Origin of the sequence: Heyndrickxia shackletonii (assembly GCF_001420715.1) — a bacterium.
GTDB lineage: Bacteria > Bacillota > Bacilli > Bacillales > Bacillaceae_C > Margalitia > Margalitia shackletonii.
In genome coordinates this window covers 2250836-2273436 of sequence record NZ_LJJC01000004.1, presented here as the reverse complement: position 1 = coordinate 2273436, position 22601 = coordinate 2250836, and the positions used below count along the sequence as shown (strand labels likewise).

The 22601-nt window shown below is 36.7% G+C and carries 17 protein-coding genes, 4 pseudogenes and 1 other annotated feature (1 of these 22 cut by a window edge); of the genes and pseudogenes, 8 read left to right on the top strand and 13 right to left on the bottom strand.

Annotated features, from left to right (window positions below):
* Nucleotides 1-67: a binding site (T-box leader), on the top strand (it extends 147 nt beyond the left edge of the window).
* 57 nt (nt 68-124) lie between these two features.
* Nucleotides 125-1456 carry an amino acid permease gene (locus tag AN964_RS10780; protein ID WP_055739675.1) on the top strand — a complete coding sequence of 444 codons (1332 nt, stop codon included), beginning with the start codon at nt 125-127 and terminating at the stop codon, nt 1454-1456.
* A 164-nt stretch (nt 1457-1620) separates the two neighbouring features.
* On the opposite strand, the gene AN964_RS10775 is transcribed toward AN964_RS10780, so the two are convergent.
* Nucleotides 1621-2328, bottom strand: a complete 708-nt coding sequence (locus tag AN964_RS10775; RefSeq protein WP_055739674.1) for a DNA alkylation repair protein — start codon at nt 2326-2328, stop codon at nt 1621-1623.
* A 227-nt stretch (nt 2329-2555) separates the two neighbouring features.
* Between AN964_RS10775 and AN964_RS10770 the strand changes: the two genes are divergently transcribed.
* On the top strand, nt 2556-3044 hold the full coding sequence (locus AN964_RS10770; protein ID WP_055739673.1) for an SRPBCC family protein: 489 nt from the start codon (nt 2556-2558) through the stop codon (nt 3042-3044).
* A 561-nt stretch (nt 3045-3605) separates the two neighbouring features.
* Here the strand turns inward: AN964_RS10770 and AN964_RS10765 are convergent.
* Together AN964_RS10765 and AN964_RS10760 are read right to left on the bottom strand one after the other, a co-directional pair.
* Nucleotides 3606-4727 (bottom strand): sensor histidine kinase, encoded by a 1122-nt coding sequence (locus tag AN964_RS10765; RefSeq protein WP_055739672.1) that lies wholly within the window; start codon nt 4725-4727, stop codon nt 3606-3608.
* Nucleotides 4724-5413 (bottom strand): response regulator transcription factor, encoded by a 690-nt coding sequence (locus AN964_RS10760; RefSeq protein ID WP_055739671.1) that lies wholly within the window; start codon nt 5411-5413, stop codon nt 4724-4726. Before AN964_RS10760 ends, AN964_RS10765 begins: the two co-directional genes overlap by 4 nt.
* A gap of 290 nt (nt 5414-5703) precedes the next feature.
* Between AN964_RS10760 and AN964_RS10755 the strand changes: the two genes are divergently transcribed.
* From AN964_RS10755 to AN964_RS10745, 3 genes and pseudogenes are all read left to right on the top strand, one after another.
* Complete coding sequence (locus AN964_RS10755; protein WP_126647025.1) at nt 5704-6180, top strand: DUF6220 domain-containing protein; 477 nt, start codon at nt 5704-5706, stop codon at nt 6178-6180.
* 281 nt (nt 6181-6461) lie between these two features.
* Nucleotides 6462-6665: pseudogene (locus tag AN964_RS10750) on the top strand (MMPL family transporter); the annotation flags it as partial.
* Between the two features lie 309 nt (nt 6666-6974).
* On the top strand, nt 6975-8510 hold the full coding sequence (locus tag AN964_RS10745) for a serine hydrolase domain-containing protein (RefSeq protein WP_163258567.1): 1536 nt from the start codon (nt 6975-6977) through the stop codon (nt 8508-8510).
* Nucleotides 8511-8950: 440 nt separating this feature from the next.
* Here the strand turns inward: AN964_RS10745 and modB are convergent, their stop codons facing one another.
* Together modB and modA are read right to left on the bottom strand one after the other, a co-directional pair.
* Nucleotides 8951-9610 carry a molybdate ABC transporter permease subunit gene (modB, locus tag AN964_RS10740; protein WP_055741220.1) on the bottom strand — a complete coding sequence of 220 codons (660 nt, stop codon included), beginning with the start codon at nt 9608-9610 and terminating at the stop codon, nt 8951-8953.
* 10 nt (nt 9611-9620) lie between these two features.
* Nucleotides 9621-10427, bottom strand: a complete 807-nt coding sequence (modA, locus tag AN964_RS10735; protein ID WP_244885867.1) for a molybdate ABC transporter substrate-binding protein — start codon at nt 10425-10427, stop codon at nt 9621-9623.
* 137 nt (nt 10428-10564) lie between these two features.
* On the opposite strand from modA, the gene AN964_RS10730 reads away from it, so the two are divergent.
* The 3 genes and pseudogenes from AN964_RS10730 (at nt 10565) to AN964_RS26665 (ending at nt 12818) form a co-directional block, all read left to right on the top strand.
* Complete coding sequence (locus tag AN964_RS10730; RefSeq protein WP_055739666.1) at nt 10565-11500, top strand: helix-turn-helix transcriptional regulator; 936 nt, start codon at nt 10565-10567, stop codon at nt 11498-11500.
* A gap of 320 nt (nt 11501-11820) precedes the next feature.
* Nucleotides 11821-12523 (top strand): annotated as a pseudogene (gene catA, locus AN964_RS10725) (type A chloramphenicol O-acetyltransferase); the annotation flags it as partial.
* A 100-nt stretch (nt 12524-12623) separates the two neighbouring features.
* Nucleotides 12624-12818 (top strand): hypothetical protein, encoded by a 195-nt coding sequence (locus AN964_RS26665; RefSeq protein WP_055739664.1) that lies wholly within the window; start codon nt 12624-12626, stop codon nt 12816-12818.
* 327 nt (nt 12819-13145) lie between these two features.
* Here AN964_RS26665 and AN964_RS10715 read toward each other — a convergent pair whose 3' ends face one another.
* From AN964_RS10715 to AN964_RS10680, 8 genes and pseudogenes are all read right to left on the bottom strand, one after another.
* On the bottom strand, nt 13146-13553 hold the full coding sequence (locus AN964_RS10715; RefSeq protein ID WP_055739663.1) for a DUF5367 family protein: 408 nt from the start codon (nt 13551-13553) through the stop codon (nt 13146-13148).
* Nucleotides 13553-14140 (bottom strand): TetR/AcrR family transcriptional regulator, encoded by a 588-nt coding sequence (locus AN964_RS10710; protein ID WP_055739662.1) that lies wholly within the window; start codon nt 14138-14140, stop codon nt 13553-13555. The genes AN964_RS10715 and AN964_RS10710 overlap by 1 nt, the downstream gene beginning before the upstream one ends.
* 168 nt (nt 14141-14308) lie before the next feature.
* A pseudogene (gene dfr / locus AN964_RS10705) lies at nt 14309-14800 on the bottom strand (DfrD/DfrG/DfrK family trimethoprim-resistant dihydrofolate reductase).
* 126 nt (nt 14801-14926) lie between these two features.
* Nucleotides 14927-17524, bottom strand: a complete 2598-nt coding sequence (gene ppsA / locus AN964_RS10700) for a phosphoenolpyruvate synthase (RefSeq protein WP_055739661.1) — start codon at nt 17522-17524, stop codon at nt 14927-14929.
* 305 nt (nt 17525-17829) lie between these two features.
* Entirely contained in the window at nt 17830-18303 is a 474-nt protein-coding gene (locus AN964_RS10695) for a DinB family protein (protein ID WP_055739660.1), read from the bottom strand.
* 830 nt (nt 18304-19133) lie between these two features.
* Nucleotides 19134-19759: pseudogene (locus AN964_RS10690) on the bottom strand (VIT1/CCC1 transporter family protein).
* Nucleotides 19760-20276: 517 nt separating this feature from the next.
* Nucleotides 20277-20810, bottom strand: a complete 534-nt coding sequence (locus tag AN964_RS10685; RefSeq protein ID WP_055741219.1) for a mismatch-specific DNA-glycosylase — start codon at nt 20808-20810, stop codon at nt 20277-20279.
* 132 nt (nt 20811-20942) lie between these two features.
* Complete coding sequence (locus AN964_RS10680; protein WP_055739659.1) at nt 20943-22499, bottom strand: ABC-F family ATP-binding cassette domain-containing protein; 1557 nt, start codon at nt 22497-22499, stop codon at nt 20943-20945.
* Nucleotides 22500-22601: the final 102 nt, after the last annotated feature.

Here is a 22601-nt window from a genome sequence, read left to right as displayed (position 1 = left end):
ACAATGAAGTGGTAAGCTTATTTGTTTGCAAATAGGGTGGTAACGCGATAATTAAATCGTCCCTACTAGGATTTTTTTCTAGTAGGGATTTTTTTATATTTTAATAAGAGAGGCGAAGATCAGCATGGAGAAAAAACAGCAAGATTTAAAAAAAGGATTATTACCTAGACATGTGCAATTTATAGCACTGGCCGGAATGATTGGAACTGGTATTTTTAAAGGCAGTTCTGATACATTATCGATTGCTGGTCCAAGTGTGGTCCTTGCCTATTTATTAGGTGGATTATTGCTATTAATTGTAATGGTAGCATTAGGAGAAATGGCTATTGCCCATCCTGGAATGAATGTTCAGCATTTAGTAAATAAGGCGTTTGGTCATCGTGTATCTTTCATTGTCGGGTGGTTGTACTGGATCAATTGGGTAATCGTTACGACGGTTGAATTATTGGCAGGAGGAAGTTTTCTGCAATATTGGTTTCCTAATATCCCCCTTTGGTTATTAAGCTTTTTATGCGCTGCAGTTATATTAGGGATAAACTCATTTCATGTGAAATTTTATGGAGAGCTTGAATTTTGGTTTGCCGGTATTAAAATTTTTGCCCTTATTGCCTTTATTATTTTAGGTTGTCTTATATTATCAGGCATACTTCCAAGCTCAATTGACAATCCAATATCCAACTATACCTCACATGGCGGATTCTTCCCTCATGGTATCGGAGGAATTTTCAGTGCCTTTCTAGTCGTTATGTTTTCTTATGGAGGTGCTGAACTAATTGGTGTAGCTGTAACCGAAACGCAAAATGCGAAAAAAGTATTGCCCAAAATTGTAAAAGGGACTGTATGGAGAGTTATTATTTTCTACATTTGTCCAATTCTCATTATTTGCGGTATCGTTCCTTGGGATAAAGTATCAGGTGTAGATAGCCCCTTTGTTCAAGTATTCAGTACTGCAGGGCTTCCAGGGGCAGCAAATATCATGAATTTTGTCCTTTTAACCGCTGTTCTTTCTGCGGCTAATTCAGGAATATATGCAACTTCCAGAACACTATTTTCCATGGCGCAAACAGGTGAAGCACCGAAATTACTGTTAAAAGTCTCCAAAAACGGTACACCTATAAACGGAATACTCATTACAGGATTTCTTATTCTAATAGGTGTTTTCTTAGCCTATTTAGCACCTGAGAATATCATCAATTATATGATGACCATTCCTGGTTTTACCATCATGCTGATTTGGATCAGCATATGCTTTTCTCAATTAAAGCTAAGACCGCAATATAAGGAAAAACCTTTCTTTCAAGTTAAATGGTTTCCTTTTACCACTATCCTAGCTTTAATCGGATTAATTACGATTTTTATTTCTTTTATGTTTAATGCACAAAATAAGGTTGGCACAATCGTCTGTCTTATTATTCTTTTACTGCTAGTAGTCTTTTCCCTTAAGCATAAAAAATGAGGTTACTGAGAATTATATATAAGTTCAAGAGGAGATAAGTAGACAATAGGAGGATCATACATATAAGATATGTCTAATATGTATGATCCTCTTTATTTCTTGCTCAACTAATGCACTTGTAAGCACAATGATTCTTAATTTAACGCCCCGATGCGAAGCTACTTTTAACATCTTACATATTTACGTTTGAAACCAATCCTTCCCCTATTAATTTCTTTTTGGATACTTTCATAAGCGTTTAGGAAACTACTTTTTTTCTTGGCTCGTTTGACCTCTACTATACCTACTTCCTTTGCAGTCTCTACTGCCTTTTCATGTAGCGGTAAATATGAAATCCCCACAGTGTATAGAAAATTATTCATAGCAGATTTCGTTCGTTCTGGCGAATCATGAATCGTATTTTTTACCATATCAAGCATTTTGGACATCTTGTTTTCAGAAAATTCATTATCTAGGCGATTCCCTAAAAGCCAACAGTAACAACTCCAACCCGCTGACATTCTCAGTTCGTTACCACTTGCAATCCATTTATCGGCAACTGCTTGAGAAATATCTGACTCAGATAGAGTTACCGCCACCACATAATCGGACAGCATATAAAAATACGCTCCATCTATCCAACGATCAAAATCTGACTCAGTCATAGCTTTTGGGTCTGCGATAATGCCTGCAAAGTACATTGCATCGTAATTACCTGTGGCATAAAGCTCTTCCGCTAAGCGTTGATTTATTTTTACTTTCTTTGCAATTGGTTTCATAGCACCTGTAGCAACGCCAAAAAGTGGCTCATGCGCTCCATTGGATATGTACATTTTTTTCGTTCGTTCCTTACCGAGAGCTTCTAGCTCCTGCATAACAGTTTCGAAATCCATAGTCTTGTACTTCCTCTCTTAACATTCATTCTCATTATTTTTATCAAATCTACTATATCTCTTAATTTTATCATTAATCTTATTCAAGTATTCTGCAACTTTCCTTTAATAAGAAAAAACCATCCTTATTAAAGGAATGCGCCAGTTATTTTAATTACTTTATATCAAAGTTTTCCTAATAGTGTTAAAATTTATATGTAATAATTTAACATAAAGGGGTGTATTTTTTGAAAACTACCACAAATGATAAAGCTATTATTAAAGAAGTAACAATTGACGCACCATTAAACCTAGTATGGTATGCTTGGACGATCTCTGAAAGAGTTTCAGAATGGTTTGCAGCTGAAACCGTAGTGGAGGCTAAGGAAGGTGGTGCATACGAACTTTATTTTATACCTGGAAATAGAACGGGTATGAATACTAAGGGTTGTAAAATCACTAAACTTATTAATGAAAAAGAGCTACATTTCACTTGGAAAGGACCAGACCAATTCGATACATTCATGAACAATGAAAATGAACTAACAACTGTTAAAGTAAGTTTCTCATCAATCAATGAAAATACTACGAAGGTAATTGTTGAACATATAGGATTTAAAAATGATGAGGACTGGATTGAGGCTATTAATTGGCACCAAATGGCTTGGTCAGGTGTTCTTAATAGTTTAAAATCTGCTCTAGAAAAGGGCGAAGGCAATTTATGTTGCCACCCCTAAAATATTATGTACATTAACCATTTATATACCTTATATATAAATGGTTTTTATATCCAAAAAAGCAAATTGAATTTATAGTAGCACTAGTTGTTGTCGAGATAACCAGTAAGTTATTTTAATAATAATAAGGCTTTATTCTTTATTGAAGTAAGTCCACTTAATTCAAGATAATTAAACTTAAAGCTCACTTCCAAAACAGCTACAATTTTCTTCGCGGCGACTTTCCAACTGCTCTCGAAGAAGCAGCGTCATATCTTCGTACTGCACAACATATGTTTATCGATGCGCTCCAGATAATCCCGCTTCTTCTCACATCTCGATAGGGAATCATTCTTTAAATTCAAGTTTATCCAGTCTGGTAAAGGACTTTCTTAAATAATATCAAAAGTAATTTCACTTCCTCTGGATGTTTTCTGATTTGTTCACTTGAAAACTTCTACAAGTCGGGGTAAAGTCCCTTTAATGCTCAAAAACCTTTGCAGATCAAGAGCTTAGACTAAGGAAAAATGCTCTTTTAAATACACATCTTTGGATAGTATCTTTGAAAAGAGCATTTGTTATCTAACATTTACCCAAAGGTAAATAAACGGTAAATGTTGTACCTTGGTCAGGCTCGCTCTTGACGCGGATGAACCCGCCGTGGGCTCTAACAAAATGATGAGATATGGATAATCCCAGCCCCGTTCCGCCTGTATGCCGTGAACGTGCCTTTTCCACGCGATAAAAACGATCGAATAGGTGGGCTAGTTCTTCGGCAGGAATACCGATCCCTGTATCTATCACTGATACACATGTATACACTGTATTTTTATCCAAGACATTGTCTTCCATTACAACCGAAATCTTTCCTCCTACAGGTGTGTAGCGGATTGCATTAGTCAACAAATTGATGAACACCTGCGTGATTCGTCTTGCATCGGCCATCACTGTTACCGACCTCTTGTTCGTATAGAAGTGCAATTCCAGTCCGTTCTCTTCAGCCTCCATTTTTACATCATCCACAATTTGTTCAAGTCTTGCAGACAAATCGAGCGGTTTGCAGTCCAATACCAACCTGCCCGCCTCAGCCAACGACAAGACATGAAGATCTTCCACAAGCAGTCCTAAACGTATCACTTCGTCATGGAGTCTTAGCAGCATTTCCGGAGGGATGTATTGTCCTGACTGTTGAGCATTTTCTAATTTCAGCTGCATAATAGACAGCGGAGTGCGGAGCTCATGAGCTACATCAGCTACCAAACGCCTTCGTGCCTCCTCTGCCTCCCGGAGGCGAAGTGTCATCTCGTTGAATGTCCGTATTACTTTACCATATTCGTCTTTTGATTGAACAGGAACGTTCACATCTAGATCCCCTTGTGCAACTCGTTCGATAGCCGCAACGAGCTTTCTAAGCGGGATTGTCAGCAATCCCGAAATCCATAAACTAAACAACAACCCGGTTGCTATGAAAAACACCCAATTTCCAAGCAAAAAATTCTGCATCTTATCTGAAACGTAAGTCTTCAAGATTTCGATTTGTTCCCCCGGCATGGCGTTTAAATAAGATGCATCGATTTCTTCCTTACGAAATTGATCGAATAAAGACGCCATATATGCCTGTTTGGTTAAAGCATGAACGCCTCCGATAATAAGAACAAGCAATCCCATTGAGATAAATATTTTTTGCCGTACCGTCAACATCATGATTGTTCACCGAATCGGTAACCGAAACCATATACCGTCTGAATATACCGAGGATTGGCCGGATCGTCACCCAGCTTACGACGAAGATTCCTAATATGGGAATCCATCGTTCTTTCATATCCCATATATTCGTCCTCGAGAGCAGCTTTAATTAATTGCAGGCGGCTAAAAAAGACCATTCCGGGACGAGCAGCCAACGTGTACAGAATTTTAAATTCAGTCGGTGTCAATTGGATCTCCTGACCGTCCTTTAATACCTGACATTTGGCCTCGGAAATGATAAGGTTGTCTCTTTCCAAGAACATCGAATTATCTTCAGGACCACGCAAGCGGCGAAGTAAAGCACGGATACGCGAAGCAAGCTCGCGCAAACTAAATGGCTTCGTCAAATAATCGTCCGCGCCGATTTCGAGACCAACAATTTTATCCGATTCATCCGAACGGGCCGTGACCATAATAATACCACAATGCGAGGTTTGCCTTATTTCGCGGCATATGTCGATTCCGCTTTTCTCGGGGAGCATCCAATCAAGCACGACGATATCAGGACGTTCAGACCGGACAATTGTGAGTGCTTCCTTTCCCGTACATGCGGTCAGTACCTGAAACCCTTCACGTTGCAAATAGGTGTCCATTTCCTCAAGCATGCCCTGTTCATCCTCCACGAGCAACAATTTTGGCTCCATTCCGATCACCTCTTTCCAATTTCATATGATACCTGTGCGAGATTACACCGCTTACCGATGATTATAACGTAATTTAGCATGTTCTTGAACAAATTCACAGAAAAAGGAGAAGATTTGCATAAGTTCTCGACTTTTATTGTTTAAACTGATTGTGTAACGGAGAGATCGTTTCATTTAGGGGTTACAGATGCTATTTAACGATTAAAATCCTGAAGTTGAGCAATCAATGGAATGATCTCATATGGAAAAAAACCAACAAATTATATTTTAACGAAAGTGAGGAATTAAAGATGAGCAACTTATCACTAAACCGCGGTAAACCTGATGTTGGGGATCACTCGAAAGAAAAAACCAACCTTTCACGGCTAGTGGTTGGAGCACGTATCGCGTTTAAAGCAATGGTAAGGATTTTTGCAATTTGCATTTTGATCCAGGTGTTTCTTGCCGGTCTTGCACTGTTTTGGGATTCGAGTCAATGGGTCAGTCATACTGTCTTTGCCAGATTACTGATCATTGTTTCAATCCTGATACTCTTGATTTCTTTCATCGCTCGCCTGCCGCATTCTATTCGGCTGCGTAGTGCGGGATTAATCGGCATCATTATTTTAATGGCGGTTAGCGCAAAATTACCATCTGGGATTGGATATATATCTGCTCTTCATCCGGTACTAGCTCTGATGTTGTTTTTTGGAACTATGTCTCTCACACGGAAGACCAATGAGAAAATAAAAGTAAAAAAGCAAGAATCTAAGGAGCAAGACGTTTGAATTGAAGTTTGATCATAATCTCAACATGGATGGAGAAAAAAAGATGCCACCCTAATCTATCCTATTATCTATTACTCTTTCTATTTCTTATCATGTCTGGAGTATCGCTGCATCTTGTTACGCATCATTATTCGTTTAGATTTCATTGGTTTCGAATCATTGTAATTGTTCTATACAGTATGAGCGGTATCCTTGTTTTATTTATTTGTATGCCAAGGTAGGGCAGTAAAGATTTTTTGATTGAGATCTGCACCTTATGGATCAATGTTCGGATACTTTAATTGATCACGATGCCGGTTCAGTTGATGTTGCAAATGGGTGTCATTGTCGCGCTCGGGATTCTGCTCGATACGTTCGTTGTGCGCCCATTTCTCGTACCGGCCATTACGCTGATCCTAAGCAAGCTGGCTTTTTGGCCTGGACGTCGAAACACTGTTTTAGGCACTGAAGTAACATCTAACGAAAAGCAATTCGAGATCGATTGAACCGTATTTAACGGAATTTATTATAAGGGGCAACAAATCATCTGAGAAACATTGCTCCAATTCGTTTATAATCCAGAGGAAACGAATTGGGGATCATTTGTGTAGTAAATGGGCTTGGGATTTCCGCTATCATCGCACCTATTCTAAGCACCACTCTATATGTAAGTGCACCCAATTGTTAAAGACTGTTTTGAATATAATAGCACTAAGTTTATTTATTATTTTTGGAATATAGCTCTTTCCGATAGAAACCAAAATGAATTCCTGTTGAATGAATGGAATAAAAAAAGAAAAATGGATGGAATGAAAATGAGAAAAATAACAATTGCAATATTAATTCTGAGCAGTCTGTTCATCTTCCCCATTTTCAGTTTAGTGCGAAGTGATGAAAACATTCCAGATGAGCTATCTGGAACTTCGGACTTCTCCAAAGTAGATGCGTATATTGCTCGCGAAATGAAACGGCAGCACCTTCCAGGGCTGGCTCTTGGAATCGTAAAGGGAGATCGCATCCTTTACCTAAAGGGATATGGTCAGGCAGATTCATCAGGTCGGCTTGTAACACCTGATACACCTTTCGGATTAGGTTCGATCGGCAAATCGATTACCGCCACGGCGGTTCTGCAACTTGCCGAAAATGGAAAAATTGACTTAGATGCGCCTATAAAGCGATATATTCCAACTAAGTATAAGGGTGCAGAGTTCATTACCATACGTCAGTTACTAAACCAAACAAGTGGGTTCTCCCAAATCTCCACTTTTAGCAACTCACTAGCAAGTATTAATGATCCAGATCAAGATGCTCTGGAGAAAAACGCCATGTCTTATGCGAAAAAGTTTTTAAAGGATACCAAGCAAACCGAACATACTTACAGATATTCGAACGCAAATTATGTACTGCTCGGCTACATTGTGCAACGAGTATCCGGCCAGTCCTATGGCGACTATGTGAAAGAGCATATTTTTAACCCTTTATCTATGCATGATAGCTACGTTACGCTCGATGAAGCAAAAGTACATGGACTGGCAACGCCCTACCGACGGATATTTGGATCCAACGCTGCCTATGATGGCCCCTATATTTATATTCCAGGAGATGCACCGGCGGGCTACCTTTATACCAGTGCGAAGGACATGAGCCATTACTTGATTGCCCAAATAAACGGCGGTCGATTTGAAGATGTTTCTGTGCTCTCTCCGGAAGGCATTCGACTTATGCAGACTGAACCTGTTCCGGGAACGTACGCCATGGGTTGGATGACAGGTCACATAGACGGTTTACCGGTTATTGGTCAGCCGGGTGGATCGATAGGCTTCCAAGCCCAAACTTATATTGTTCCTGAACAACAACTGGGAGTGATTGTGTTCGCTAATGTACTTGACGCAATCGATGCCGACTGGCCCAACACGCACATCATTACAACTACCCGCATCGCCTCCGGGGTCATTAACTTACTAAATGAACAACCGATTGGAGGATTGGGTCTTAGCATTTCGCAGAAATACTTGCTTGTAAATGGATTAATAATCCTGCTCAGCGCATGGTTATTATACACGACCGCTCGAACTGCCAAGCGCTGCCTTGGGCCGTCGAGTCCTGACAATTCTGGCCATATTGAAATATCCATCAAAGTTATATCAAGAATTGTTCTGAATTTTGCTGGGCTGTTTATTGTCCTGATTTTGAATACAACTCAAGTTGTGCCAGTATGGCATATTGCAACAATCTATCAGCCGGACGTAATCCTTTGGCTAAAGACGATGACTGTACTTATGGCTATGAAGGGTAGCATGGAAATTATTCGGTTGATTCGCTCAAATTGGCATGACAAAACATCAAAGTAGAATCGCTAGGAATAAGTAGGAAAACAAGTGGGTTTCATAGGCAATTAAACAGATAAAAACTAAAGGACAATGTCACTAGGAATTGATTCCACATTTACTCCACAGGGATAAGAACACATAAATTTTCTTAGGGAATATTCGTTTAATTTTGAGTCAACACGGACATGGGATAACCCTGAATTTCACACTTTGCGTAGGAAATTCAGGGTTATATCTTCAAGAAGTGTTTTAGCTTAATAATATCCATATTTTTGGTCAGCATAAACCCAATTATATATTAATATGATTCTCTCTAAAATTCTGAGCCAGTTTCTGGTGCTTGCATTTAGCGATATCAACCCCTAAGAGTCTGCATACTGTACCTCAAAATCTTATTGTTTTGAATAAAAAAGACATCCCTGTTTAAAGGATGCCCATATGATTAAAAAAAGAAGTTTTATTCATTTGGATTTAAGAAAATTTACACAAATTAACATTAAAAAAGAAACAACTATCATACTTGTAACCCAAACCCATGCTAACTCCATCTTTCCTGAATCAATGGCTACATAAATAGCTGTTGGTATTGTTTGGGTTTTCCCTGGGATGTTTCCGGCGAACATTAATGTGGCTCCAAACTCACCTAATGCCCTCGCAAAACTCAGTATTGCACCTGAAATGATTGATTTAAGGGCTAGAGGAATAGAAATCAACATAAATACCCTGAATTCGTTTGCCCCGTCTACACGAGCAGCATTCACAATATCTACATCAACTGCTTCAAAACCCGTTCTAGAAGATTGATACATCAGAGGAAACGCGATAACAGTTGAAGCAATCACAGCAGCCCACCACGTAAACATTATGGGTTGATTAAATATCCACTCAATTAATTGCCCTACCAGACTATTCCGGCCGAAAAAAATAATTAATAGGAAACCAACGACTGAAGGTGGTAAAACTAATGGTAAAAGGAAAATGGTATCAATTAAGACTTTTCCTTTGAATTTTCTATTAGCCATTATCTTTCCAAAAAACATACCTAGAATTATTACCAATATTGATGATACAGATGCAATCTCAAGTGATAATCTAATAGGAATCCAAAAGCTGTTTGTCATCTTTAATTTTTTATAGATCCTTAAATCCATACTTTTCTAAAGTCTTCTTCGATTTATCATTTCGTAGATATTTGTAGAAAAGTTGGGCTTCTTTAAGATGGGTACTATTCTTAATTACCCCTACTGGATAAATAATCGGCTCGTGTGTGTTATCATTTGCAGTAGCAGCAATTTCAACTTTTTGAGATGTTAATGCATCTGTCTTATATACAATACCTGCGTCAACATTGTTCGTCTCAACATATGTAAGCACTTGGCGAACATCTTTGGCATATACTACTTTCCCTTCAAGCGCTTTCCAGACGTTTAACTTATCTAATGTTTCCTTGCCATATTGTCCAGCTGGTACAGACTCAGGGGTACCAAGTGCTAGTTTATCAACTTTTGTAAGGTCTTCGAATGTCTTTATCCCTTTTTTTGAACCTTTTGGTACAACCAACACAAGATCATTACCTACTAAATTTGTTCCATTTTTCTTTTCAATGAGTCCATCCTGTACTAATTTTTGAAATTTGTCCTTAGCTGCTGAGAAGAAGAGGTCAACAGGTGCTCCCTGAGAAATTTGTTGTTGCAGTGCCCCTGATGCTCCAAAGTTAAAATTTAATGTTATATTTGGATGCACATTCTCAAAGTCAGCTTTAATATCAGTTAATGCATCCTGCAGACTTGCAGCAGCCGAAATGGTCAATTCTACTTTCTTTTGATCTAGTTTCTTCTGTACTTTTGTTGTCTTAGTTTGTTCATTGGCTGAACACCCAGAAATGACGAGTAAAAGCATCATCATTAAGAAAAGTAACAGATTTAATTTTTTCATCATCCTATCCCCCTTTATAATTATTTATAATCTAATATAACTAATTATAATGTAGAAAAGTGTAAGAAAAATCACATTTATTATTTATAATTAAAAATATAACTTTATTTAAAACATTTAGTTCGAGGTGGTGTGTGTACATGTCAAAAGAGCTTTCCTATACGATTGAAGAGGTGTCACAGCTTTTGAAAGTATCAAAATTAACTCTTTATGACCTTGTGAAAAAAGGGGAACTTCCTGTATTCCGTGTAGGAAGACAGATGAGAATTGATGCAAAAGACTTGGATATTTATATTAACAGTCAAAAAACCAATCAAAGTAAAAAACTTCAAGCACCTGAACTGGAACTTAAAAGGAATATTACAAAGGATTCTTACAATATTGTGATTAGTGGGCAAGACATGGTTCTTGATATACTTGGTAAACACATTGAGAAAAACTCACCGTATAAACCTTTACGTTCTTATACAGGAAGTTTAAATAGTCTTATATCTATGTACAATGGAGAATACGACATTGTAAGTTTGCATATGTTTGACGGAGATACAGGAGAATACAATCTACCTTACATAAAAAAAATTTTAGTTGGCTATCCCTATATCTTACTTAATCTGCTTTCGAGAAAAGCCGGATTTTATGTTAAAAAGGGAAATCCTTTAAATCTCGCCTCTTGGACTGATTTAAATCGTAAGGATATAAAAATCATAAATAGAGAGAAAGGGTCTGGCGCTCGGATTCTCCTTGATGAACAGCTCAGGATCCACGGAATTCCCTCTAGGGACATTAAGGGATACGAGAACGAAGAATCGAATCATTTCAGTGTCGCTTCCGCTGTCTCCTCCGGAAAAGCAGATGTAGGGGTAGGAATTGAAAAAGCTGCAAAAATCGTTGGAATAGATTTTGTTCCATTAATAACTGAACGTTATGACTTGGTTATTCTAAAAAATCCTGAATCCGAACATTTAATAAGCGTAATAAAGGATATATTATCTTCCCATCGGTTTCAGACTGAGGTTCATTCTCTAGGGGATTATGATATATCTCAAACAGGAAATATTATTTATGAGACATATTAAATGGAGTCTACTAAATTCAGTAGACTTCTTTTGATTTTGATTTAAAGAGTTCATCCTTAATAGTTCCTATAATTATTCCTTGTCTCTCTAATCTTTTGTCTTTCCTTAATACTTCAGCAAGTTATCCTATTTTTCTTAGATTAATACACACTTTAGTTAAAAAAACAAAAATTGTACGGAATGGTTTGTTTGTTTAAAATCACTACATAAATTTGATACAATATTATAGACTCCCAGAAAAAAGGAATGAACCTAATGAAGAAAGCTGACAAGTCAGCCTCCTAAATTCCAATAAGAAAAAAATTTAGGGGGCTTATCTTTTGAACTTTATTAAAATTGATTTAGACAATTGGAAGAGAAAAGAGATATTTAATCATTTTTTGAACCAACAGACGACTTTTAGCATAACCGCAGAAATTGATATTAGTGTTTTATACCGAACTATGAAACAAAAAGGATATAAATTTTATCCTGTATTTATCTTCTTAGTGACCAATGTGGTAAACTCAAATACAGCTTTTAGAACTGGTTACAATAGTGAAGGAGTTTTAGGGTATTGGGATAAGTTAGACCCACTGTATACGATTTTTGACAGTCAATCTGAAACATTCTCTGGTATTTGGACTAAAGTAATAAATGACTTCAAAGGGTTTTATGATTTGTACCTTTCTGATATAGAGAAATATAGTGCTACAGGGAATTTGTTTCCCAAAACACCTATACCTGAAAATACTTTTTCTATTTCTATTATTCCATGGACTTCATTTACTGGGTTTAACTTAAATATCAATAATAACAGTAATTATCTTCTGCCAATTATTACAGCAGGAAAATTTGTTAAAAAAGGTGATTCAATTTATTTGCCACTATCTTTACAAGTCCATCATTCTGTTTGTGATGGTTATCATGCGGGTATGTTTATGAATTCTATTCAAGAGTTAGCAGATAATCCTTTTGACTGGCTTTTATAACATAAAAAAACACCGACTGTGCCTTTTTACAGTCGGTATTCTAATGATACTAATGCTGTCCGCTAGCCAAATTGTTTTCGATATTCTTTCACAAATAACGGAAAATAGATTATACTGGACTAACAATCATATCCAAAAAGGAGGATTTCCCTTTGACTGAGAATAATCCAACTGAAGCACCAAAAAAGAAAATCAGTTTGCAAGAGGCAATGAGACAGCAGCTTGAAAACAAAAAGAACCAGGCTTCCGCAGGTAAAAGAAATGTGAATGCCGACCATTCAACAAAAAAAATGAAAAGCCAGCAAACGAAAAAACCAAGCAATACGCGCAGAAAAATGGGTGTCTAATGAACGGACAATATCGGGAAGACGTATTTCCAGGCTTGGAAGTTAATATTGTTTTTACAACCGATCAAAAAAAGTTCACCAATGGCATCGTGTAAGATATCTTCACTAAATCGGGTGTGTTCAGGAAATTCACTCTTAAATAAAGGAATTAAAAAAACATTTAAGGAATAGTTCCCTAAATGTTTTTTTATTCTTTTTATTTACAGAGGAGCCTTATTACGCCATTCTATTCTCAAATATTCTGCTTAGTCTTAATAGGCATTGTTATAACAATTCTAGCTGTTCGGCTAAAGTAACTTTTACTTTAATATTTTCATTAAAATTATTTTATATCTCAAGATGTTTACTTCTTTGTTGATTAATCATTGCAGGAATAAATAAATATAACGCATAAGCAAAAGTCATCCATGCTGTAAATGCAATAACCTGTGAATCATCTAATTTTGGAAAAATCGTATGGTGGATCGATATAGAAAATGTGTCTAATGATAAACCAATAATTGTCCCAATTATTCCAAACTTTAATGGTGCATTCTTTGATTTGTCAAATAACAAATAAATATAAGTAACTCCCCACAATATAAGTCCTGTTACAGTTTCTAATAAAATAATGCTTGTTGCAAAGTTTTCTGTTCCAGGACTAAAGAGTACACTTTCTCCAAAAAAAACAAAAAACATTGTAGCAAAGACCCAAACCAACACACCCCATATAACAGTGATTAAATTTCCTTTCATTACTTATCCCCTTCATCAAGTAATTGAGTAAGACTTTTAAATAGGTGTTCAAGCTCATCATATGTTTTTTCTACCGGAAAATCTTTTTGTATCAACGCGTGCAATGCTAATCCATCAACAATTGCATTTATGAGAATTCCCCACGTTTCCATAGAGACACCCTCAATCGGTGTTTTTGACCATACATTTAATAAATTTTTAGTCAATGCATTGTTTTCAGATAGCGTTATCTCTCCTAATTGACCTCTTATTATTTCATTGTTAAAACTCGAGACAACCAATGTGAAAAATAATTTATGAAAGAAAGAGTCATAAGAACACCGACTTTTAGCTGATTCTATTGCCTGACTGACAATATATTGATTACTTTGTTGAGAAATCGCTGACCACGAACTTTCACAAATATCTTGAACGATGTCTAATAACAACTGCTCCTTAGTTTTAAAATGATAATAGACAGTTCCCTGTGTAACTCCCGCCAGTTCTGCAACTGACCTTAATGTAAACTTCTCTATCCCGTTATTAACTAAACACTCCTTTGCACTTTTAATTAAATCTCCTTTACTAATAACATTTGGTTTTGCCAATACATCACCGCCTAATTTAGTTATTCAACTAACTAACTCAATTTACATAAATTTTACCATCTGTTTTTTAAAAATACAATATTTTCTTTTTAAGCTACCTGCCTCATTATTTATTAAGAAAACAAAGAGCTGTTGCAACTCTTTGTTAAAATACTACACCTTTTTAGCTTAAGAAAGTTTTCGTTCATAAACGTGAAAATAGTAGTGATAAGGGTTTTTGTCATTCATAACCCCTTTTTCAACAGAAACTTCTTTCCATTCATCGAAATTTACATCAGGAAAAAATGTATCTCCTTTAAATTCATAATGAATTTTTGTAATATACATCTTCTCAACAAAAGGAAGAAAGATATTATAAATCTGCTCCCCTCCGAAAATGAAAATCTCTTCTTCATTTTTACATAACTCAAAAACAGCTTCGATTGAGTGAACAATTTCACAACCGTCAAAATTGAAATCCTTATCCCTTGTCAGAATTATATTTCTTCTATTAGGTAAAGCTCTTCCAATTGACTCAAGGTTCTTTCTGCCCAATATAATTGCATGTCCCTTAGTAATATTTTAAACATACTCCCAATCATTTGGTATTCTCCAAGGAATGTCATTATCTTTGCCAATTACTCTGTTCCTATCCATCGCGACAATCAAAGAAACCTTCATATGTAACACAGCCTTTTTTAACCTATTTTACTATATAATTTTGTTTATTTATTGAATTCCTTAATACACACCGCTCTGGTAATCCACTGGAGCGGTGCTTTTAATAAATTTTGACATACTGAGTAATTACAATATTTCGATATACCCTTCAGTTCCATGCACGCGAATTCGTTGCCCATCTTTTATCAATTTGGTTGCATTTTCTACTCCGACGACTGCTGGTAAGCCATATTCACGTGCGATAACGGCTCCATGGGTCATCAGTCCACCCACTTCGGTGACTAGACCTTTTATGGATACAAACAATGGTGTCCAGCTAGGGTCAGTAAAGGAAGTAACTAATATATCTCCATCTTCTAGTTCAGCATCTTCCATGTTTAAAATAACACGTGCTCTTCCCTCTATAACTCCGGAAGAAACAGGTACACCTACAATCGCATCAGCTGGGAGATTATCTCGTTTGTACTCGCCTGCAATGATTTCACCATCTGATGTGATAACACGTGGCGGAGTCAGTTTTTCATATAATTTGTACTCGTCTTTTCGTTTGCTGATAATCTGGTAATCCAGTTTATTTGTGCGTACTACTTCACCAAGTTCTTCAAAAGTAAGATAGTATATATCTTCTTTTTCATGAATTACGCCCGCTTGAACGAGTTTTTCCGCTTCTTTCAGTAAAGCTTGCTTATAAACAAAGTAGCGATTGATCATGCCGTATTTTGGATATTCACGATAACCAATGAAATTTCGGATGATGCTAATCATTCGTTTTGTCTCTTTGGCCTTTTGTTCACCATCCGGTAATTGCTTCAATCGATCTAATAACTCTTGTTCTTTTTGCAAAGCATCATGACGCCCTTGCTCAAATTTCCGATTGCTTTCATTCGGCTCAAAATTTTTGATGTTACCCAAAATCATAGGGACAAGTGTAGTTGGTTTTTCGCTCCAACGAGTTCTGGTAATATCGATTTCTCCGGTACATCTCATTCCGTATTTGTCGAGATAAGCTATTATAGCCTCTCTGGTTTTTTGTCCACCTTTAAACTTAACCAGTTCATCCAAAAAGTTATCATCTTTTACATGTTGTAAATAATCAATTACTTCCGGATAAGGACGAATTACATCTGCGACATCCAATAGTGCAAGACCCATTTCCGAAGTAATGTTGTTTGGTACAGATTGAGAAAGCGTGTCTGCTGTGTTTTTTTCACCTAACCACATGTTCATTTTTTCATTGATCCATGATGAAGCATCCATAGCAGCCATAAATACTGCTGAACTTTGTGGATCAAATAAAATCTTCTTTAATTCCTGAATATCTTCTAGAATAAAATCGATTAATTCTGAACCTGATTTCGTTTGGATGTTTTGCTTTAACTCTTCAATGGATGTTTGACTACGCTTAATCAATTCAGAAACGATTGATGGATTGTTTTCAATTTGTGCCAGTTTATCTGTATTGCCTCTAATGGGACTCGGTACTTTATTATCATTTGGCAAAGATTTTATAAAATTTCGCTCAATTATGTTCATAAGTGCGTCTTTCATGAGAGGATCATGTTGTCCCATGGCATTTAATAAATTATTTCTCATGACAGGTGAAGCCAGCTGTTGTGTAACATCAACAAACAACCTTCCACCAGCTTTGCGCATGGGGGCAGGGGTCGTTAACAGCCAAAAAGATAATCCCAAAGGTTTCATGGGATCGGTCATCATTTGTTGATGACCAACTGATATGTAAACATGATTTTCTTGATTATTCGCTTCGGGGATTGGGAAAAGGACAGTGATTGGCCGGCTCTGGACAATATAAAATGTATCATCAACCAAGCACCATTCGATATCCTGAGGACTACCAAAATAAGCTTCGATTTGTCTTCCGATACGTGCCAGTTGTAAAATTTGTTGTTCAGTCAGTGTTTGAGTCTTTTGCTGATCCGGATCGATCTGCTGTGTCTCTGTTCCGCCTTCTTTTCGTCCATAGATAGCCAATTTTTTGGTTGCAATCCTCTTTTCGATGATTTCCTCTTTTTGTACTTTATAACAATCGGCTGATACCAAGCCAGAGACCAGTGCTTCTCCAAGTCCAAAACTGGCATCGATGGATAGCAGCTTTCGGTTGGAAGTAATCGGATCAGCGGTAAATAAAATCCCTGAAGCCTGTGGGAAAACCATCTTTTGAACGATAACAGATAAATACACTTGATTATGGTCAAATCCATTTTGCATACGGTATATTACCGCGCGATCCGTAAATAGAGAAGCCCAACATTTGCTGATGTGCCGCAAGATTGCTTCTTTTCCGATGATATTTAAATAGGTGTCTTGTTGACCAGCAAAAGAGGCATAAGGTAAATCTTCAGCAGTTGCACTAGAACGCACTGCATAAGCATGTTCTTCACCAAACTGGGAGAGATATTGAGTAATTGCGCACGTAACATCGGAAGGAATTTCTACTTCCATAATGATTTGTCGAATCTTCCTGCTGATTTCACCAATCTGATCTCGGTCTTCTACTTTTAGCATAGTTAGTCGATCCAACAAAGCATGGTAAGTTTCATTCTGTTCGATGGCTTTTCGAAATCCCAATGTTGTAACACAAAATCCTTCTGGTACTTGTATTCCTTGAATTTTTGATAATTCACCTAAATTCAAGCCTTTCCCGCCAACGAGCAAAAGCTGTGTTTTATCAATTTCCTGAAAACCGAGGGCAAAAGAACTCATTCTACATCTCTCCTAACCTTTAATGTTCTTTTGATTTTACCAGCAGTAAATAGGAATAAACAGTCTATATTGACCATTTTTTATATGCTATAATTAAAGTAGGGAGAGTACAAAAATTATCGTACAGTAAAGCTGATGCCCCTGTTATCCCCTCGAAAACAGCTCATATACTTATTAACCCACATTATGATTAAAACATGTGATTTCATGTTCTCAAAAACTATTCAGCTCCGTTAGAAGATGAAGAAAAAGCCACCATATTGGCAGCTGAATCTTTTTCTCTTGCATCCTATAGTTTAATTAGTTTAATAGGTCTGGTTCACTTGATAGGCTTTTTTTACCCGTTTAATTTGATCAATGTGGTCGCGGACATGTTGCACTCGATATTCAAGCAATTGCTTAAATGTGAACCGCCCCTGATCTTCATATACCCCCACTCGCTTGCTTTGTTCGCTAGTTAGATGCTCCAGAATTGGCTGCATACTGCAACGCAGCAATTTGAAAAGAAGCATATACTGCTCACGGTCCAACAGATCATATCCCAAGTTATTAGCCCACGCGTCTTGGTCAAATGAATTCAGAATCGGCTCATGCTCCGCCAAGACTTTTTTTAACCGAGATGTAGACGAGATCTCGGAATCCGTAACATGTATGATGATTTGATGAATACTCCATTTGTCCGGTCCGGGTTTGTAACGCATCTCCTCGTCGGTTAATCCTTCGATAGCTTCGCGAAGCATTGTGAATCCTAAGGAGTACTCCTTTATTAACTCCTCCATTTCATACCTCCTATTTTCAAGTGGCGCAGATCAAATACCAATAAATATATATTCTTGTTTTTGGGTAAAAATCCTCTTATCCAACCCTACTAATTAGTTTAGTAATTGAAACAAAAAAAGCGTTAATCCTTTTTGTTGTGACCCAAAAAGTTGGAATTTAATCGGGGTAGGGTTTCCACCAAAATTTCGGAAATGTTGACGCATAGTGAATTTCAACTATAGCTCCCACCAACGAAAATATAGAGAACAGTTTGTCTTTGAATAAAAACTTATATTAGTGGATTTTTTACTTTCCCTTTTGATGCACATTTTGAGTCAAAAATTAATTTAATTAGATAAATTCAACTATGATTACAATATTTGTTTCATTACTATTAAATAAGTCTCCCTACAAATCTCTTATCACTTACCATGCATCACCAATTATTTAAGAACATTAACCGATTCACTATATTAAAATAATTAGTTATACTAAACACACGATTAGATTTTGGTTGACAAGCCACTCCCTGGCTTGAAATCTAGTTCCATGCCGAGTCATTGACTCGGCATTTTTTTGAATTTGTATTATTTAAATATAATAAACACATCAAAACAATGTCCCTGAAAAAATTAGTTAGTTCGACCGCGTCATTCTTTCTTAATTCGCTACCATAATAGGTCAACAACAATTAAAAATCTTCACTCACCTATATTCAACAAAACAACACTTAACTTTCATAAGAAACATTCACACCCCGGGATTTTTCAACTTCATTGTTCCGTTTACTAATAATTTATGTTTTTTAGATTTAGAAAAATGGGTCTAAGTATCATATAATCTTGGTATTTCAGGAAAAACTTCTTGCTAATAGAAATGCTGCTAATGCTGCTAAACCACCTACAATCATAGTCTCAAATCCACTTTTAACGATCGTTGTTCCTGTAAACTTTCCTTTTACTCCTCCAAAAATAAAGAGTATGATTAAAGTAAGGAAAACAGAAGCCAAAAGTCCCTCTTTTGGATCATTGACAAAAAAATAAGGTAGTAGGGTATGATTCCTCCTACGATATAAGACAGGGCAATAGTAAAAGCACTGACCCACGCTCTAGATTGATTTGGTTTTTCCAATCCCAATTCAAAACGCATCATAAAATCTACCCATTTATCTGGAGACTGTTTCAGCTTTTGAACGATAGGTTCAATATGATCTTCTTCTAAATCGTATTCTCTAAACACAGTCCGGATCTCTTCTTCTTCTTTTTCCGGAAAACGCTCCACTTCATCATATTCTCGCTTTAACTCTGCACGATAGTGATCTGCATCAGATTTTGCAGCAAGATACCCCCCAAGTCCCATAGCAATCGATCCAGCTGCGATTTCCGCTCCTCCAGCTGTTAAAATCAGGCTAGTTGAATGTACCGCTCCCGAAAGTCCAGCTGCCAAAGCAAAAGGAACCGTTAAACCATCAGACATGCCAATGACAATATCCCTTATTGTTTCATTAGCATGGAAATGACGTTCACTATGTTGTGTCTCTGCCATTCATTTGTCCTCCTTACAATTTAAGTATTTTATGTTTCCACCAATTAAATAATTGTAACCACACGGAAATCATAAAAACCTTTAAATAAAGGAGCATAAGAAAATATTAAAACCTGAGTGTAACCCTAGGCTGTTTCTTTGAGATGTAAAATTTAATCAGTAACGTCCTTGTTGCTATCAGAACTTTTTTTTGCGACTGCGTTCATTTGTGCATCATTTGCTTTTTCTTTAGCCCTATCAGTTCTTTTTTCAGTAGATAAACATTCAATTGTTGAATTGTTTGGCCTATAATGGCACATAGCTTTTAACCATTTTCTTTTTGGTATTCTTCTAAGAAAACAGCACTGACTTCCATTACCTCTGAACTAAAGTACTTGTACCAGTAATATTTTCAATTTTGCTACACTATTGTAGTAAATTGACTTAGTAGCCTTCGCAAGCCGCAAGATTAATGTTCATTAGCCTTATTTTCTTTTACTGATTGAATCAGATTAGCCAATCCTTTGTAAATATCGATTATTTCATTTAGACGCATTCGAACCAGCCCGCTAGAGGATGGGGCAACATAATCAATCGTTCCCGGCACAACAGATGATTCTTGAGTTCCCCAAGGAATATTACGCTTTCCACTATATTCTTGATAGACTCCTTTACCTACGAAGCAGACGATTAACGGTTTTAATTTCAGGATTTTTTGCTGCAGTAATTCTTTTCCTTGTTTGTATTCTTCCTTCGTAATTTCATCTGCACTTTTCGTTGGTCTTGCAACAATATTAGTTAATCCATAACCTAATTCCAACAATGCAGAATCTTCCTCAGGCAGATACTTCCTTGGAGTTATTCCTGCTTCAAATAAAATCTTCCAAAAGCGATTGTTCGGATTAGCAAAATGATGTCCGGTTTCACTTGATCTAATACTTGGATTAAATCCAACGAATACAACATCTAAATGATCCTTTAGATGATCTTGAATCGGCTCCACAAATTCCCCTTCTTCCTTTATGTTGTTCAAGAGTTATTTTTAATAACAATAGATCTAGACCACCATCGCATTCAGATTAAGAAAAAGGACATCCCTCCTTAGAAAAGATGTCCTGTAACGCAAACAAGCAAATTATTCGATACTTCTTTTCCATTCTTCCAGATTCCAAATATCAGTTACCCATTCCTGATAAAATTCCGGTTCATGGGACACTAAAAGAACTGTCCCTTCATACTGAGAAAGAGCAGAAGCTAGTACTTTCTTGGCAGCAACATCCAAATGATTAGTAGGTTCGTCTAAAACGAGCCAATTACTGTCCTCAAGCATCAATTGACATAACCTGACTCGTGTTTGTTCCCCGCCGCTAAGAGACTTTAACGGTTGAAAAATATGTTCCTTTTTCAAGCCTGCACGAGCTAAAGCCTGACGTATTTCTTTCTGTGTCATTTTTTCATGCATGGACCAAATATATTCCAAAGGAGTAAGTTCAGACCCGATATTTTCCTCTTGGGCAAAATAGGAGGGCTTTACATGCTGGCCAAATAAAACAGAACCATTATACGGGTCTAATTCACCCATGATAGTCTTTAACATTGTTGACTTCCCTATTCCATTATGCCCAATCACCGCAACCTTGTCTCCCCTTTTCAGCGTTACACTTATAGGAGGAAGGAGAGGTGTGCCATAGCCTACTTCCAATTGCTTCGTTTCAATAATTTTACTTGTTGGACGAACACTTACTTTAAAATGAAATCTTGGTTTAGGCGTGATATCAGGTTTTTCTATACGCTCCAGTTTCATTAGCCTTTTCTCACGTGATTTTGCTTGTTTTGTCGTGGATGCACGTGCTTTATTTTTTTGAATATACGTTTCCAGCTTTAGAATTTCTTCCTGCTGTCTGTCATAAGCATATAACTGTTGTTGTTTTCGTAGTTCATATGTCTCTAGAAATTTTTTATAATTACCCAGGTATCTTGTTAATTGGAAATTTTCTAAATGATAGATGACCGTTACTACCTCATTCATGAAATCAACATCATGCGAAATAAGGATGAAACTATTCGGATAATTTTTCAGATATTCTTTTAACCACTCTATATGAGCAAAATCGAGATAATTAGTTGGCTCATCCAGCAATAAAATATCAGGTTGCTTAAGAAGCAAATTAGCCAATAAAAGCTTCGTTCTTTGGCCTCCGCTTAAGGTAGAAACATCCGTATCCATACCAAGTGCTTGGATTCCAAGTCCATATGCAATATCATCGATTTTTGCATCAAGAAAATAGAATTCATGATGATCCAATAGCTCCTGAATTTGTGCAAATCGATTTAAAAGCTTCGTTAATTCCTCTTCGCTGCAAGTTTCCATTTTTCTTGAAACATCAAGCATCTCCGCTTCAAGCAAATATAAATGCTTAAACGCATTTCGCAAATAATCCCGAATACTTATACCTTCCGTTAAATCCGAATGTTGTTCTAAAAACCCTACACTAATATTAGGAAGCCATTCAATCATCCCGTGATCCGGAAGAATCGCACCTGTTAAAATGTTCAAAAGAGTTGATTTTCCCGCTCCATTTGGACCTACTAAACCAACTCGTTCCGATTTTAACAGACGGAAATCGATATCTTTAAAAACCAATTTATCACCATAATAATGAGTTAATTTTTCAACTGTTACAATACTCATATCAAAATACCTCCAAAAAAGTTCAAATTGAACCAATCGCAAAACATGGAGGACATGTTTAGGCTATACCTCATGCGTACATATAAAAATACAAAAAAGGCA

Coding starts and splice junctions, on each gene's coding strand:
- AN964_RS10780 (WP_055739675.1), top strand. CDS start 125: ATGGAGAAAAAACAGCAAGATTTAAAAAAAGGATTATTACCTAGACAT.
- AN964_RS10775 (WP_055739674.1), bottom strand. CDS start 2,328: ATGGATTTCGAAACTGTTATGCAGGAGCTAGAAGCTCTCGGTAAGGAA.
- AN964_RS10765 (WP_055739672.1), bottom strand. CDS start 4,727: ATGATGTTGACGGTACGGCAAAAAATATTTATCTCAATGGGATTGCTT.
- AN964_RS10760 (WP_055739671.1), bottom strand. CDS start 5,413: ATGGAGCCAAAATTGTTGCTCGTGGAGGATGAACAGGGCATGCTTGAG.
- AN964_RS10755 (WP_126647025.1), top strand. CDS start 5,704: ATGAGCAACTTATCACTAAACCGCGGTAAACCTGATGTTGGGGATCAC.
- AN964_RS10745 (WP_163258567.1), top strand. CDS start 6,975: ATGAGAAAAATAACAATTGCAATATTAATTCTGAGCAGTCTGTTCATC.
- modB (WP_055741220.1), bottom strand. CDS start 9,610: ATGACAAACAGCTTTTGGATTCCTATTAGATTATCACTTGAGATTGCA.
- modA (WP_244885867.1), bottom strand. CDS start 10,427: ATGATGAAAAAATTAAATCTGTTACTTTTCTTAATGATGATGCTTTTA.
- AN964_RS10730 (WP_055739666.1), top strand. CDS start 10,565: ATGTCAAAAGAGCTTTCCTATACGATTGAAGAGGTGTCACAGCTTTTG.
- AN964_RS10715 (WP_055739663.1), bottom strand. CDS start 13,553: ATGAAAGGAAATTTAATCACTGTTATATGGGGTGTGTTGGTTTGGGTC.
- ppsA (WP_055739661.1), bottom strand. CDS start 17,524: ATGAGTTCTTTTGCCCTCGGTTTTCAGGAAATTGATAAAACACAGCTT.
- AN964_RS10695 (WP_055739660.1), bottom strand. CDS start 18,303: ATGGAGGAGTTAATAAAGGAGTACTCCTTAGGATTCACAATGCTTCGC.
- AN964_RS10680 (WP_055739659.1), bottom strand. CDS start 22,499: ATGAGTATTGTAACAGTTGAAAAATTAACTCATTATTATGGTGATAAA.